Annotated in this window: 14 protein-coding genes; 9 read left to right on the forward strand and 5 right to left on the reverse strand. The window is 71.3% G+C overall.

Annotated elements, in window-relative coordinates:
• Nucleotides 1–3: 3 nt before the first annotated feature.
• Nucleotides 4–639: a L,D-transpeptidase family protein gene (locus ABFJ78_RS23580; RefSeq protein ID WP_436388519.1), complete on the forward strand. Its 636-nt coding sequence runs from the start codon at nt 4–6 to the stop codon at nt 637–639.
• Here ABFJ78_RS23580 and ABFJ78_RS23585 read toward each other — a convergent pair.
• The 3 genes from ABFJ78_RS23585 to ABFJ78_RS23595 are packed head-to-tail and all read right to left on the reverse strand — an operon-like array spanning nt 629 to nt 2,779.
• Nucleotides 629–1,615 (reverse strand): PHP domain-containing protein, encoded by a 987-nt coding sequence (locus tag ABFJ78_RS23585; protein WP_436388520.1) that lies wholly within the window; start codon nt 1,613–1,615, stop codon nt 629–631. The two genes, ABFJ78_RS23580 and ABFJ78_RS23585, sit on opposite strands and share 11 nt — an antisense overlap.
• 10 nt (nt 1,616–1,625) lie before the next feature.
• A complete protein-coding gene (locus ABFJ78_RS23590) occupies nt 1,626–2,129 on the reverse strand; it encodes a metallophosphoesterase family protein (protein WP_436388521.1) in 504 nt (167 codons plus the stop codon).
• Nucleotides 2,126–2,779 (reverse strand): GntR family transcriptional regulator, encoded by a 654-nt coding sequence (locus ABFJ78_RS23595; protein WP_436388522.1) that lies wholly within the window; start codon nt 2,777–2,779, stop codon nt 2,126–2,128. Before ABFJ78_RS23595 ends, ABFJ78_RS23590 begins: the two co-directional genes overlap by 4 nt.
• Nucleotides 2,780–2,856: 77 nt before the next feature.
• Here ABFJ78_RS23595 and araD point away from each other — a divergent pair, with 77 nt between their 5' ends.
• The 3 genes from araD to ABFJ78_RS23610 all read left to right on the forward strand — a co-directional run bounded on the left by araD (nt 2,857) and on the right by ABFJ78_RS23610 (nt 7,731).
• On the forward strand, nt 2,857–4,584 hold the full coding sequence (araD, locus tag ABFJ78_RS23600; protein WP_436388523.1) for an L-arabinonate dehydratase: 1,728 nt from the start codon (nt 2,857–2,859) through the stop codon (nt 4,582–4,584).
• A gap of 114 nt (nt 4,585–4,698) precedes the next feature.
• Entirely contained in the window at nt 4,699–6,480 is a 1,782-nt protein-coding gene (locus ABFJ78_RS23605; protein WP_436388524.1) for a VanW family protein, read from the forward strand.
• Between the two features lie 51 nt (nt 6,481–6,531).
• Nucleotides 6,532–7,731 carry an MFS transporter gene (locus tag ABFJ78_RS23610; protein WP_436388525.1) on the forward strand — a complete coding sequence of 400 codons (1,200 nt, stop codon included), beginning with the start codon at nt 6,532–6,534 and terminating at the stop codon, nt 7,729–7,731.
• Between the two features lie 31 nt (nt 7,732–7,762).
• Here the strand turns inward: ABFJ78_RS23610 and ABFJ78_RS23615 are convergent, their stop codons facing one another.
• On the reverse strand, nt 7,763–8,020 hold the full coding sequence (locus ABFJ78_RS23615; protein ID WP_400877896.1) for a hypothetical protein: 258 nt from the start codon (nt 8,018–8,020) through the stop codon (nt 7,763–7,765).
• A gap of 208 nt (nt 8,021–8,228) precedes the next feature.
• Here ABFJ78_RS23615 and ABFJ78_RS23620 point away from each other — a divergent pair, with 208 nt between their 5' ends.
• Nucleotides 8,229–9,503, forward strand: coding sequence for a diguanylate cyclase (locus ABFJ78_RS23620; protein ID WP_436388526.1), 1,275 nt, complete (start codon nt 8,229–8,231; stop codon nt 9,501–9,503).
• 101 nt (nt 9,504–9,604) lie between these two features.
• On the opposite strand, the gene ABFJ78_RS23625 is transcribed toward ABFJ78_RS23620, so the two are convergent.
• Nucleotides 9,605–10,957 (reverse strand): TrpB-like pyridoxal phosphate-dependent enzyme, encoded by a 1,353-nt coding sequence (locus tag ABFJ78_RS23625; protein ID WP_436388527.1) that lies wholly within the window; start codon nt 10,955–10,957, stop codon nt 9,605–9,607.
• Between the two features lie 65 nt (nt 10,958–11,022).
• Between ABFJ78_RS23625 and ABFJ78_RS23630 the strand changes: the two genes are divergently transcribed.
• The 4 genes from ABFJ78_RS23630 to ABFJ78_RS23645 are packed head-to-tail and all read left to right on the forward strand — an operon-like array spanning nt 11,023 to nt 13,695.
• The gene (locus tag ABFJ78_RS23630) at nt 11,023–11,802 is read left to right on the forward strand and encodes an arginase family protein (protein WP_436388528.1); all 780 of its coding nucleotides are present in this window, start codon (nt 11,023–11,025) and stop codon (nt 11,800–11,802) included.
• Complete coding sequence (locus ABFJ78_RS23635; protein ID WP_436388529.1) at nt 11,799–12,473, forward strand: dienelactone hydrolase family protein; 675 nt, start codon at nt 11,799–11,801, stop codon at nt 12,471–12,473. Before ABFJ78_RS23630 ends, ABFJ78_RS23635 begins: the two co-directional genes overlap by 4 nt.
• A complete protein-coding gene (locus ABFJ78_RS23640) occupies nt 12,470–13,186 on the forward strand; it encodes a phosphatase PAP2 family protein (RefSeq protein ID WP_436388530.1) in 717 nt (238 codons plus the stop codon). Before ABFJ78_RS23635 ends, ABFJ78_RS23640 begins: the two co-directional genes overlap by 4 nt.
• A gap of 47 nt (nt 13,187–13,233) precedes the next feature.
• Nucleotides 13,234–13,695 (forward strand): phage tail protein, encoded by a 462-nt coding sequence (locus ABFJ78_RS23645; RefSeq protein WP_436388531.1) that lies wholly within the window; start codon nt 13,234–13,236, stop codon nt 13,693–13,695.
• Nucleotides 13,696–13,738 lie beyond the last annotated feature (43 nt).

The following is a 13,738-nucleotide window of genomic DNA, read 5'->3' on the forward strand; positions in this document are numbered from 1 at the left end:
GGCATGCGCAGGAGATCCCTCGGTGCCACGCTGGCCGCGGCCGCGCTGCTGACCAGCGGGGCCGCCGTGCCGGACCAGCCGGAGCCGCAGCAGCGGATCACCGTGCGAGCCGACTCGGCGGGCGCGACCACCGCCGTCCTCACGGCGTGGCAGCGCACCGGCGGCGAGTGGGCGAAAACGTACGGCCCGATCCCGGCGCACGTCGGGAAGAACGGCGTCGGCACGGCGAGCGAGTCGACGTCCCACACCCCGGCCGGCGTGTGGCCGCTCACCGAAGCGTTCGGCACGCGGCCCGCGCGGACCCGGCTGCCCTACCGCGAGGTCACCACCTCGGACTGGTGGGTCTCCGACGTCGGTTCCCCTTACTACAACACGCATTTCTCCTGCGCCCCCGGCACGTGCCCGTTCGACGAAGCCGCCGGCGAGAACCTCGGCGCGGCGGGCGCGGTCTACGCCCGGGCCGTCGTCATCGACTACAACCGGACGCCGGTGGTGCCGGGCGCGGGCTCGGCGTTCTTCCTGCACGTCACCGACGGGAAACCGACCGCGGGCTGTGTCGCGATCGCCGGCCCGGACCTGGAGGCGATCCTGGGCTGGCTCGATCCGGCGAAGCACCCCGTCATCGAGATCAGCGGCTGAGCAGCTCCTCCGCCGTGCGGGTGTTGATGATCCGCTCCGGCCCGATGCCCGCCTTGACCGCGCGCTCGCAGCCGTAGGGCTGCCAGTCGAGCTGGCCCGGCGCGTGCGCGTCGCTGTCGATGGCGAACTCGCAGCCGATCTCCGCGGCCAGCTTCAGCAGCCGCATCGGCGGGTCGAGCCGTTCGGGGCGCGAGTTGATTTCGACCGCGACGCCGTTCTCGCGGCACGCCGTGAACACCGCCTCGGCGTCGAACTCCGACTCGGGACGACCGCGGCCGACGACGAGCCGTCCGGTGCAGTGCCCCAGGACCCGGACGTGCGGGTTCCGGACCGCCGCCAGCATCCGCCGGGTCATGTCGCGAGCCGGCATCCGCAGCTTCGAGTGCACGCTCGCGACGACGAGGTCCAGCTGCCCCAGCAGCTCCTCTTCCTGGTCGAGGGCGCCGTCGTCGAGGATGTCGACCTCGATGCCGTGCAGCAGCCGGAAGGGCGCCATGAGCTCGTTCGCCTTGGCGACGATCTGCATCTGCGTCCGCAGCCGGTCCGGCGACAGCCCGTTCGCGACGGTCAGCCGCGGCGAGTGGTCGGTCAGCACCATCCACTCGTGCCCGACGTCCCGGCCCGCGACGGCCATCTCCCCGATCGAGCTGCCGCCGTCCGACCAGTCCGAATGCGTGTGGCAGTCCCCGCGCAGCGCCGAGCGCAGCGGTTCGCCGTCCGGCAGCTTCTTCTCGACGATCTTCGACCGGTACGCGGGATCACGGCCGGCCAGCGCGTCCTCGATGACGCCGGCGGTGGCCTTCCCGATACCGGGCAGGGACGTCAGCGTGCCGTTCTCCGCCATCGAGGCCAGCTGCGAAGCTTCGGTCTTGTCGACGGTCGCGGCCGCGTTCCGGAACGCGCGCACGCGGTAGGTCGGCTCCCCCGCGCGTTCGAGCTGGAACGCGATCTCCCGCAACGCCCATGCCGGATCCATGGACTCTTTCCTACCCCCTCCGGGGCAGTTCGTGCAGCTCGACGTCCGTCAGCGTGCCGTTCTCGATCCGGGCCGTCTGGTAGGTGCAGAACGGCTGACGACGGCGGTCGGTCGGCGAACCGGGGTTGAGCAGCCGCAGCCCGGCGGGGGTCGTCGTGTCCCACGGGATGTGGCTGTGCCCGAAGACGAGCACGTCGGTGTCCGGGAACTGCGCGTCGCACCGCTGCTCACGGCCCTGCTTCGAGCCCGTTTCGTGGATGACGGCCAGGCGGACGCCGTCCAGGTCCGCGCGCGCGACCTCGGGCAGCCGCGCCCGCAGATCCGCGCCGTCGTTGTTTCCGTACACGCCGATCAGGCGCTTGCTGCGCGCTTCGAGCTCGTCCAGCAGACCGACCTCGACCCAGTCGCCGGCGTGCACGACGACGTCCGCCGCCTCGACCTCGTCCCACACCCGCGCAGGCAGCTCGCGGGCGCGGGCCGGCAGGTGGGTGTCCGAGATGAGCAGCAGCCTCATCCGATGGCCTTGAGGACCCGCTCGAGGAAGCCGCCGATGTGGTCTTTGAGCAGCGCCGCGGCGCCCTCGGCGTCACCCTTCTTGGCCGCCGCGAGCACGGCCTTGTGCTCGGTCCACTCCTTCTTCCAGCTGGGGTTGGCTTCCCAGCCGACGACGCTGATCAGGGCCGCGCGGTCCTTGAGGTCGTCGAGGATGCTGACCAGCAGCGGGTTGCCGCAGCCGCGGTAGAGCGCGCGGTGGAACCGGCGGTTGAGCAGGCTCAGCGCGGCCTGGTCCTTGTCCGCGATGGCCGTCGACGCTTCTTTAAGCGCCTCGGCCGCGTCTTCCAGCAGTTCGGGGTCGCGCCGCTCGACGGTCCGCCGGACGGCTTCCGGTTCCAGGACCATCCGCACGTCGTAGACGGACTTCGCGAGCTCGGCGTCGACCGTGACCACCGAGGCGCCCTTGTACGGGCTGAACGTCACCAGGCCCGAATTGGACAGCACCTTGAGCGCCTCGCGCACCGGCGTCTTCGACACGCCGAGCCGCGCGGCCAGCTCCGCTTCGACGAGCGGCTGGCCGGGCACGAGCTCCCGGGTCAGGATGCCGCGCCGGATCTCCTCCAGGACCACTTCGGTCCGGGAGGCGGGCAGGCTGAACGTCCCGGTCATGGTCGCTCCCTCGCGTCGTGTCGGAACCCATTCAACCAGGCCCGCGAGATCATATATCAGATGCCATACTGGATCGCATGAAACTGGGTCCCCGAAAGACGCCCGAGGAGCTCCGCAGCCACCGGTGGTTCGGCGGCGACGAACTGCGCAACTTCAGCCACCGCGCCCGCGGCCGCCAGCTCGGCTACAACCCGGAAGAGCACCTCGGCAAACCGGTCATCGGCATCCTCAACACGTGGTCGGACATCAACCCGTGCCACATGCACCTGCGGGAACGCGCCGAGCAGGTCAAGCGCGGCGTCTGGCAGGCCGGCGGCTTCCCGCTGGAGTTCCCCGTCGCGACGCTGTCGGAGACCTACCAGAAGCCGACGCCGATGCTCTACCGCAACCTCCTGGCCATGGAGACCGAGGAGATCCTGCGGTCCTACCCGATCGACGGCGCCGTCCTGATGGGCGGCTGCGACAAGACGACGCCGGCGCTGCTGATGGGCGCCGCGAGCGCGGACCTGCCCGCGATCTTCGTGCCGGCCGGGCCGATGCTGCGGGGCCACTGGCGCGACGAGGTCCTCGGCAGCGGTACCGACATGTGGAAGTACTGGGACGACAAGCGGGCCGGGCTGATCGGCGACGCCGAAATGTCCGAACTGGAGCGCGGACTGGCCCGCTCGCCGGGGCACTGCATGACGATGGGGACGGCGTCGACGATGACGTCCGCCGCCGAGGTGCTCGGCATGACGCTGCCGGGTGCGGCGTCCATCCCGGCCGTCGACTCGGCCCACCACCGGATGGCCGCGGCGAGCGGCGCGCGGATCGTCGAAATGGTCTGGGAAGACCTGACGGTCGGCCGGATCCTGGACAAGACCGCCTACGAAGACGCGATCACCACCGTGCTGGCGCTCGGCGGGTCGACCAACGCCGTGATCCACCTGATCGCGATGGCCGGGCGCAGCGGGATCCCGGTGAGCCTGGCCGACTTCGACGCCATCGCGCGGCGCGTGCCCGTGCTCGCGAACGTCCGCCCGGGCGGCGCCTGGCTGATGGAGGACTTCTACTACGCGGGCGGGCTGCCCGGCCTGCTGTCACGGCTGACCGACCTGCTGCACACCGACCGGGTGACCGTCACCGGCCGCACCCTCGGGGCCGACCTCGAGGCCGCGCGGGTGCACGACGACGACGTCATCCGGCCGCGCGACAACCCGGTGGCGGCCGAGGGCGGGGTCGCCGTGCTGCACGGCAACCTGGCGCCGTCGGGCGCGGTGATCAAGCACATCGCGGCCGAGAAGCACCTGCTGACGCACACCGGCCCGGCCGTCGTTTTCGAGGACTACGCGGACCTCAAGAAACGGATCGAGAACCCGGCGATCACCGCGGACTCGGTGCTCGTGCTGCGCGGCTCCGGCCCGCTCGGCGGCCCCGGCATGCCCGAGTACGGGATGCTGCCGATCCCGAAGCACCTGCTCGAACAGGGCGTGCGCGACATGGTCCGGATCTCCGACGCGCGGATGAGCGGCACGAGCTACGGCGCGTGCGTGCTGCACGTGGCCCCCGAGTCCCACGTCGGCGGGCCGCTGGCGCTGGTCCGCGACGGCGACCCGGTCACCCTCGACGTGCCGGCCCGCGTCCTGCGGCTCGAGGTGTCCGATGAGGAGCTCGCGCGACGGCGTGCCGAGTGGACGGCGCCGGCGCCGCGGTTCGAACGGGGTTACGGCGCGCTCTACAGCGAACACATCACGCAGGCCGACGAAGGCTGCGACTTCGACTTCCTGGCGCGGGCAGGCCACAACCCGGAACCCGACGCGGGTTGACCGTTCCGTGACCGGTTCATCCCCCGTTAGGGCGAGTCGTACGGCTTGTCCGGGTGCCCCGTACGCTGAGCCCGTCACCGGCGCGTTCCGGTGCCGCGTTGAAGGGGTGGAGAGTTGCCGTACGAACCGCGCTGGCCCGAGTCACACGGTGAGCAGACGGACGTCCTGCCGGTCGTCCGGCCCGAGCCGGAGCCGGACCCTCCCAAGAAGCGCGATCTGCGCAAGGCCGGCTGGATCGCGGGTGGGGTCTTCGGCCTGCTCGTCGTGGTCTACGGGGTCGACCTGCTGGTCAGCCAGGGCAGCGTCCCGCGCGGCGTGACCGTGGCCGGCGTCGACGTCGGCGGCATGGACCGCGCCGCGGCCGAGCAGGAGCTGCGCGGGCAGATCGAGCCGCGGCTGACGCGGCCCCTCGCCGTCACCGCGGGCGACGTCCAGGGCACCCTCTCGCCGACGGCCGCCGGGCTGGGCCTCGACTGGCCGAAGACCCTCGACCAGGCCGGCGAGCAGCCGCTGAACCCGTTCACGCGCCTGGCGTCGCTGTTCTCCAGCCGCGAAGTCGGCGTCGTCAGCGAAGCCGACGACGCCAAGCTCGCCGCCGCGCTCGACGGCCTTCGCGGCCAGGTCGACCGCGAGCCGGCCGAAGGCACCGTGAAGTTCGAGGGCGTGAACCCGGTCGCCGTGCCGCCGAAGCCCGGGCAGAAGCTCGACGTCGAAGCCGCCAAGGCCGCCGTCGTCGAGAAGTGGGCCGGCGGTGCGGCCCTGGCACTGCCGGTCACCAGCACGCCGGTCAAGACGACGCCCGAAGGCGTCCAGGCCGCGCTCGACCAGTTCGCGCGCCCCGCCGCCTCGGGCCCGCTGGTCGTCAAGGGCGAGGGCAAGAACGCCACCGTGAAGCCGGAGGCGATCGCCGCGGCGATCACGTTCGAACCGGCCGAGGGCGGCGGGCTGACCCCGAAGATCGACAACGCCAAGATCGCCGAAGCCGCCGGGCCGCAACTGAAGTCCACCGAGAAGGAGGGCAAGGAGGCGACCATCGTCTTCGAGGGCGGCAAGCCCACGGTGGACCCCTCCACCGACGGCCGGACCATCGACTGGGACCCGAGCCTCAAGCCGCTGCCCGACGTGCTGAAGAAGACCGACGGCCGCGAGGTGCCGGCGATCTACAAGGACGCGCCGGCGAAGGTGACGACCGAGCAGGCGAACCAGCTGGGCGTCAAGGAGGTCGTCGGCGAGTTCACCACCGGCGGCTTCGCGCCCGACTCCGGCACCAACATCCGCGTCGTCGCGCAGAAGGTCAACGGCGCCATCGTCAAGCCCGGGGAAACCTTCAGCCTCAACGGGTTCACCGGCCCGCGCGGCAAGGCGCAGGGGTACGTCGAGGCCGGCGTGATCAAGGACGGCGCCCCGGGCCGCGAGGTAGGCGGCGGCATCTCGCAGTTCGCGACGACGCTGTACAACGCGTCCTACTTCGCGGGCATGAAGGACGCGGGGCACAAGGAGCACAGCTACTACATCAGCCGCTACCCCGCCGCGCGCGAGGCGACGGTGTTCCAGAACCCGAACGGCTCCAGCGTCATCGACCTCAAGTTCACCAACGACTCGCCGACCGGCATCGCGATCCAGGCGATCTGGACGCCGTCGTCGATCACGGTGAAGCTGTGGGGCACCAAGCGCTACACCGTCGAGTCGATCCCCGGCGGCCGCTCGAACCCGAGCGACCCGCAGCCCAAGGCGGGCCCGGCGGAGAACTGCCACGCGTCGAACGGCGCGCCCGGGTTCACCACGACCGACACCCGCGTGCTCAAGGACGCCGCCACCGGCCGCGAAGTGAGCCGATCGACCCGGACCGTCCACTACAACCCGCAGCCGAAAATCACCTGCGGACCAGCCCAATGACCTCCTAACGGCCGTTCACGCTGGGCGTCCGCGCCGGTACCGTGGGTCGCCATGGCGGTGCGCGCGGTCGGCTTCCGGGACGTCCTCGCGGTGGCCGAGTTCCGGGCGCTGTTCTCCGCGCAGCTGGTCTCGGTCACCGGTGACCAGCTCGCGCGGGTCGCGCTGTCGATCCTGGTCTACGACCGGACGAACTCGCCGGGCTGGGCCGCGCTGACGTACGCGCTGACGTTCCTGCCGGACCTCGTGGGCGGGCCGCTGCTGTCCGGGCTGGCCGACCGGCACCCGCCGCGGGCGGTGATGGTCTCCGCCGACGTGCTGCGCGCGCTGGCGGTCGCCGTGATGGCGTGGCCGGGCCTGCCGCTGCCGGCGGTCGCGGCCCTGCTGATCGGCGTCCAGCTGGTCAACCCGGTGTGGAGTTCCGCGCGGGCGGCCCTGCTGCCGCAGGTGCTGCCCGGCGAGACGTTCGTGCCGGGGATGGGCCTGCTGATGATGCTGGTGCAGGCGGGCCAGGTCGCCGGGTTCGCGCTGGGCGGGCTCCTGGTGGCGGCCATCGGCACCGGCGGCGCGCTGCTCGCGGACGCGGCGAGCTTCGCGGTGTCGGCGCTGTTCCTGGTCACCGGCGTCCGGTCCCGGCCGCCGCGCGAGTCGTCCGGCGTCCGCTGGTGGCGGCACGTGCGGGCGGGCTGGACGGTGGTCGTCGGCGACCGGCGCCGGCTCGCGCTGGTGGCGCTGGGGTGCGTGTCGGGGATCTACATCGCGGGCGAGGCGATCGCGGCGCCGTACGCGGCGGAGCTGGGCGGCGGCGCGGTGGTCGTCGGGCTGCTGCTCGGGACGTACGCGCTGGGGAACGTGCTCGGGATGGCGGCGTTGTCGCGGATCCCGTCCCCGCAGCGGGCCCGCCTGCTCGGGCCGCTGGCGGTGCTGGCGTGCGCGGCGCTGCTGGGATGCGCGCTGCGCCCGAACCTGGCGGGCACGCTGGCGCTGCTGACGTTGTCCGGAGTGGCCGGTTCGTACAACTTGATCGCCAACACGACGTTCGTCCAGCTGACGCCGGACGCCCAGCGGGCGCAGGCGTTCGGGTTCGCGTTGACGGCGTTGCGGGTGTCGCAGGGGCTGGGCGTGGTGCTGGCGGGGGTCGCGGCCGAGCGCGTGGCCGCGCACGGCGTGGTGGCCGGCGCGGGCGCGATCGGCGTGGTGGCCGCCTTGGGGGCGGCTTCGCTGTGGCGGCGGGCGCAACCGGAGTCCCGGTGACCGGCCTTGCGGGCCGGTCACCGGGTTTTGCTCAGGACCGGGTCCAGTCCGTCGGGCACTGCGGCAGCGCTGGCGAGACGCCGGGGCGGGTCCAATCGGTCGGGAGCTCGCGGACGGTCCAGTCGGTGGGCAGTTCGCGGGCCGTCCAGTCGGTCGGCAGCTGCCGCGGCGTCCAGTCCGTCGGGATCGCGCGGGTCCAGTCGGTGGGGAGCTGCCGGGTCCAGTCGGTCGGCCGCTGCGCGCGGCGCCGGGACGGGACGATGTTGGCGTTGGGCAGGAAGTGCGACATGATTTCTCCTGTTCGTGAGGGATCTTGCACGGTGCGTGACCGGACGGTAGCCCGACCAGCCTAGTGACACACCGCGTTCATTCGATTACAGTGACGATTTCCGCGAAGAAGTCCGTCCTGAGAAGAGGGGCGTTTCGTGGGATTGTCCGGGTCCCAAGGGCGAAAGCCCAGCTCAGAACGTCCACGATCAGGTCTCCGTACGTGGGCGATGTGGAAGCTGAACACTCCGGTGCTCGGCTATGTCCTCATCGTCGACGCTCTGGCGTTGATCGCGGTCGTCGCCACGGCCGCGCTCGTGCCGATCACCACCCAGGCGGTGCTCTGGTGTGGACTGATCCTCGCGGGCGAGATCGTGCACCTCGAAGCGGCGCAACGCATCGAGCGCATCCGCGAGCTGGCCGCGGACGGCCGGCCGCACATGCACCTGCAGTCGATCTGGATCTTCGCCGGGCTGCTCCTGCTGCCGCCGCCGTTGGCCACGCTCGTCATAGTCGTCAGCTATGCCCATTCCTGGGTCCGGGTGTACAAACGCCGCGGCGTGATTCACCGGAAAGTGTTCTCCGGGGCCACGGTCATCCTCGCCTGTTTCGCCGCGGGCGCCGTGCTGTCGGCCGGCACCGGGCACCTGGCGCCGTACGTGCCGTACCTGGACGGGTTCGGCGGGATGGCCGCGCTGCTGCTGTCCGGGATCGTCTACTTCGGGCTCAACTACGTGCTGGTGATCCTGGCGATCCTGATGAGCAACCCGGGCAAGCCGCCGCGGCAGGCGTTCGGGAACCCGTCGGACGTGCTGATCGTGCTGGCCGCGGTCGGTGTCGGCTGCGGGATCGCGCTGGTGATGACGGTCCGGCCGTGGCTGCTGCCGGTGCTCATGGTGACGCCGGTGGCGCTGCACATCGGCCTGCTGCTGCCGCAGTTCCAGGCGGCCGCGCGCACCGACTCCAAGACGGCGCTGCTCGCGCCCGAGTTCTGGGTGCAGCTGGCGCGCAACGAGCTGGCCCGCGCCGCCGAACTGGCGTCGACGGCGGGCGTGCTGATGATCGACATCGACCACTTCAAGGCCATCGACGACGGCAACGGCCACCTGGCGGGCGACGAGGTACTGCGCGCGATCGCGGCGGCGATCCAGCACTCGGTCCGCGGCGGCGACTACGTCGGCCGCTTCGGTGGTGACGAGTTCGTGGTGCTGCTCCCGGGCGCGACGAGCGCGGAGATCGTGTCCATCGCGGACCGCATCCGCGCGGCGATCGCCCGCATCGAGGTCCCGGTCCCGGTGATCCGCCCGGGCAAGCCCGAGGTGATCGACGGCCTGACGGCGTCGATCGGCGCGGCGGTGTACCCGGAAACGGCGCAGGAGTACACGATCCTGCTGCAGGCGGCGGACGACGCGGTGTTCGCGGCGAAGGCGGCGGGCCGCGACCGGGTCGTCCTGGCCACCCCGCACACGGAACTCATCCGCCCCGAAATCCCCGACACGCTCTGACCCGGCCCCGAGCGCCCCAATGTGGCCTTCGGTGCGTCAGACGCAACCAAGGCCACATTGGGTGCGTCAGACGCAACCAAGGCCACATTGGGGCGCTCGGGTCAGGGCAGGGTGGCGAGCGAATTCTCGAGGGTGGCCGCGGACAGTTCGTTGTCCACCATGTCCCCCGCCAGGTAGGCGCCGTACGCCGGCAGGTCCAGGTGCGCGTGGCCGCACAACGCCGTGAGGATGACCTTCTCCTCACCCGTTTCCTTGCACCGCAACGCTTCCTGGATGCACGCGGCCAAAGCGTGCGTCGGCTCCGGCGCCGGGATGATGCCCTCGGACCGCGCGAACCGCACGCCCGCCGCGAAGCACTCCTGCTGCCCGATCGCGATCGCCTCGATCAGGCCGAGCTCGTAGATGTGCGAGATCAGCGGTGACATCCCGTGGTAGCGCAGGCCGCCCGCGTGGATCGGGTCCGGGATGAACTCGTGGCCGAGCGTGTGCATCTTGAGCAACGGCGTGAGCCCGGCCGTGTCGCCGAAGTCGTAGGCGTACTTCCCCCGCGTGAGTGACGGGCACGCCGCCGGCTCCACCGCGCGGATCACCGGGTCCATCCGGCCGGCCAGCTTCTCCCGCAGGAACGGGAACGCGAGCCCGCCGAAGTTCGAGCCGCCGCCGGTGCAGCCGACCAGGACGTCCGGGGTGTCCCCGGCCAGCTCGAACTGCTTGAGCGCTTCCTCGCCGATGATCGTCTGGTGCAGCAGGACGTGGTTGAGCACGCTGCCCAGCGCGTACCGCGCGTCCGGGTCCTGCGCCGCCTGCTCGACCGCTTCGCTGATCGCGATGCCGAGGCTGCCGGTCGAGTCGGGGTGCTCGGCGAGGATCGCCTTGCCGGACTCGGTCAGCTCGGACGGGCTCGGGTGGACCGTCGCGCCGAACGTCTCCATCATCAGCTTGCGGTAGGGCTTCTGGTCGTAGGACGCCCGGACCTGCCAGACCTCGCACTCGAGCCCGTACTGGGCGCAGGCGAACGCGAGCGCGCTCCCCCACTGGCCGGCGCCGGTCTCGGTGGTCAGCCGGGTGACGCCTTCGGCCGCGTTGTAGAACGCCTGCGGCACGGCGGTGTTCGGCTTGTGCGAGCCGACCGGGCTGACGCCTTCGTACTTGTAGTAGATCCGCGCCGGCGTGCCGAGCGCCTTCTCCAGCCGCCGCGCCCGGTACAGCGGCGACGGCCGCCAAAGCCGGTAGACCTCCCGGACCTCCTCCGGGATGTCGACATAGCGATCAGTCGTCACTTCCTGGGCGATGAGCGCCTGCGGGAAGAGCGGCGCGAGGTCGTCCGGCCCGACGGGCTCGCGGGTGCCGGGGTGCAGCGGTGGCGGGGGCGGCTCCGGCAGATCGGGGATGACGTTGTACCACTGGGTCGGCAGATCGTCTTCGTCCAGGACGTACTTGGTCTTCTCGGCCATCGAGCCTCCTTGGTCGGCACCTCAACTTAGGACGCTCTCGGCCGCGGAGCCAGTACGGTGACCGGGTGGGGAACTACGTCCTGCTCGACGCACCGTCCAACCTGGGCCTCCGCCCGCCGACCGAGGGCGCGGTGCCCGGCTGCTACAAGACGCCCGGCGTGCTGCGCGACCTCGGGATCCTGGACCGCCTGGGCGCGTCCGACGGCGGTGTCGTGACGCCGGGGCGGTACGTCGGCACGTGGTCGCCGGGCGACGGCGTCCGCAACTCGGCGGCCATCGCCGCCTACACGCGTGCCCTGGCTTCGCGGATCGCGTCGATCCGGTCGTCGGGCGGCTTCCCGGTGGTCCTGGGCGGCGACTGTTCGATCTCGCTGGGCGCGATGCCGGCGCTGCGCCGCACCGGCCGCTACGGCATCGCGTACCTGGACGGCCGCGGCGCGGACGATCTCGCCGACATCGACGGGTTGCGGCCGTACGTCCGCGACGAGGACGTCCGGGTGCTCGGGGTGCGGACGGCGGAGTCGGCCCAGCTGGACGCGGCGGGGATTTCGTTGGTCACTTCGGAAGAGCTGATGACGTCCGGGGTTTCCCTGCCGACGTTCCCGGAGGTGGACGGGTTCTGGGTCCACGTCGGCATCGACGTCCTCGACCCGGCGTACGTGTCCGCTGTGGACAGTCCCGGCCCGGGCGGCCTGGACCCCGGCACGCTGGTTTTCTTGCTGCGCGGACTACTGGCGCTGCCGGGCGCGGCGGGGTTCGAGCTGACGGTGTTCGACCCCGACCTCGACCCGGACGGCCGCCAGGCCGAACTGGTCGCCGACATCCTGGAGAGGACCTTCCGATGAAGAGCGTGCTGACGGATCTCCCGGTGTGGCACCCGCCGTCCGGCCGCGGCCCGGGCCTGGTGCTGATCCAGGAGATCTTCGGCCTGGACGACTACCTGCGCTCGGTGGCGGCGGACCTCGCTTCGGCGGGGTACGTGGTGGCGGTCCCGGAACTGTTCTGGCGCACGGCGCCCGGCTGGTCGTCGACGCACGACGAGGCCGGGGTCGCGGCGTCGATGGAGGTGGCGTCGGCGTTCGACCCGGTTTCCGGACTTGCGGACGTGCTGGAAACGGTGGCCCACCTGCGTTCTTCGCCCGGGGTGACGGGCGGCGTGGGCGTGCTGGGCTTCTGCTTGGGCGGCTCGCTGGCCTTCGCGGCGGCGGCCGCCGGCGACCCCGACGTCGCCGTGTCGTTCTACGGCTCGACGGTGGCGGCGCGGATCGCGGACCTGGCCCGGGTGACGTGCCCGATCCAGTTCCACTTCGGCGGGCAGGACCCGTACATCCCGCGCGCGGACGTGGCGGTCGTCGAGGCGGCGGTGGCCGCGCACCCGGGAGCGGAGATCCACGTGCAGGAGGAGGCGGGGCACGCGTTCCACAACAACGTTGCCCCGATGTTCCACAACCCACCGGCGGCAGCGCGCGCGTGGGACCTGACAACGGAGTTCCTGCGCCGCACCCTGCCGACGTGACCTTCGGCGGGCGACGTGCGGTGGTCGTCGAGGCTGTCCTCCTGCTGCTGTGGTTCGTGCTCTTCGCCCGGATCACCGCCTTGCTGGGCACGGACTTCGTGGCCGCCGGCAGGCATGCGGCCGCCGTCCAGTCCGCGGAACACGCGGTGCACATCGACGTCGAGCTGAGCGCGAACCGTTGGCTGGCCGGAAATCCGGCCCTCGCGCAGGCGGCGGTGTATGTGTACCGGCTGTACTACGTGGCGGTCGCGGGCGTGCTGGTGTGGGTGTTCGTCCGGCACACCGACGTGTACCGCCGGGTCCGCCGGACGATGGTGGCGATGATGGTGCTCGTGTTGCCGGTCTACTGGGCGGTACCGCTGGCGCCACCGCGGTCGGCGTTACCCGGCACGGTGGACATCGTGGCCCGGTACGACCTGTTCCATCAGGAGAGCTGGGTGAATCCGACCCATTACACGGCGATGCCGAGCATGCACGTGGGCTGGTCGCTGTGGTGCGCGTACGCGGTGTGGACCGCGCTTCGGGGTACGCGATGGGCGTTGTCGGCGTGGTTGTTCCCGGTGCTCATGGTGGCGGTCGTGATCACCACGGGGAACCATTACGTGCTGGACATCGTGGGCAGCGTCCTGCTGCTGGCTGCGTCGATCGCGGCGGCGTGGACGTGGGGGCGCCTCGTCGTGCGTCGGCAACACGGTGGACACCGCGTCGTCTAAAGTCGCTACCAGCGCATACGCTGAGACCGTCACCCGGAGGAGTGCCCATGCCCCACCCCGTGGACTTCACCACCGTCTCGACCGCGGGCCTGGAGTCGTCGCCCGTCGCGGCCGCGCTCGCCGGCCTGCGGGCGAACGAGGCCCGGTACTTCAAGAACAAGTACGACCACGTCTTCACGGTCGAGCCGGCGGCGGACGCGCAGTCCACTGTCGACTGGGTGCACCGGATCCTCGAGGAGGAACGCGGAATCGTCATCGCGTCCCGCCCGCTCGAGGCGACGGCGTTCCAGGTCGAGAACATCCGGATGGCGTATGTGTTCTACGAGAACGGCCTGTCGATCAACGTCATGTACACAGTGGACGACGGCGGGAAGCGGGCGGTCGGGTTCAAGCTCTCCGACGGGATGGAAGTACCGGCGGAGCTGACGACGTTCAAGTTCGCCCGTCAGAAGTCCAAACTGGCCGGCACCATCCGCGGTTCCTACTTCGTCATCAAGGGCGAGTACTGACGCGGGCCTCGCCCTCGGCGTGCCCGCGGCCGGCGGTCCTCGC

The sequence above is a fragment of the Amycolatopsis sp. MEPSY49 genome, from assembly GCF_051337345.1.
In the GTDB taxonomy this organism is placed as follows: Bacteria; Actinomycetota; Actinomycetes; order Mycobacteriales; family Pseudonocardiaceae; genus Amycolatopsis.

Excerpts from the sequence above, each read along its gene's own strand:
- araD (WP_436388523.1), top strand. The coding sequence starts at position 2,857 with ATGAAACTGGGTCCCCGAAAGACGCCCGAGGAGCTCCGCAGCCACCGG.
- ABFJ78_RS23585 (WP_436388520.1), bottom strand. The coding sequence starts at position 1,615 with ATGGATCCGGCATGGGCGTTGCGGGAGATCGCGTTCCAGCTCGAACGC.
- ABFJ78_RS23620 (WP_436388526.1), top strand. The coding sequence starts at position 8,229 with ATGTGGAAGCTGAACACTCCGGTGCTCGGCTATGTCCTCATCGTCGAC.
- ABFJ78_RS23625 (WP_436388527.1), bottom strand. The coding sequence starts at position 10,957 with ATGGCCGAGAAGACCAAGTACGTCCTGGACGAAGACGATCTGCCGACC.
- ABFJ78_RS23590 (WP_436388521.1), bottom strand. The coding sequence starts at position 2,129 with ATGAGGCTGCTGCTCATCTCGGACACCCACCTGCCGGCCCGCGCCCGC.
- ABFJ78_RS23645 (WP_436388531.1), top strand. The coding sequence starts at position 13,234 with ATGCCCCACCCCGTGGACTTCACCACCGTCTCGACCGCGGGCCTGGAG.
- ABFJ78_RS23635 (WP_436388529.1), top strand. The coding sequence starts at position 11,799 with ATGAAGAGCGTGCTGACGGATCTCCCGGTGTGGCACCCGCCGTCCGGC.
- ABFJ78_RS23610 (WP_436388525.1), top strand. The coding sequence starts at position 6,532 with ATGGCGGTGCGCGCGGTCGGCTTCCGGGACGTCCTCGCGGTGGCCGAG.
- ABFJ78_RS23615 (WP_400877896.1), bottom strand. The coding sequence starts at position 8,020 with ATGTCGCACTTCCTGCCCAACGCCAACATCGTCCCGTCCCGGCGCCGC.
- ABFJ78_RS23580 (WP_436388519.1), top strand. The coding sequence starts at position 4 with ATGCGCAGGAGATCCCTCGGTGCCACGCTGGCCGCGGCCGCGCTGCTG.
- ABFJ78_RS23595 (WP_436388522.1), bottom strand. The coding sequence starts at position 2,779 with ATGACCGGGACGTTCAGCCTGCCCGCCTCCCGGACCGAAGTGGTCCTG.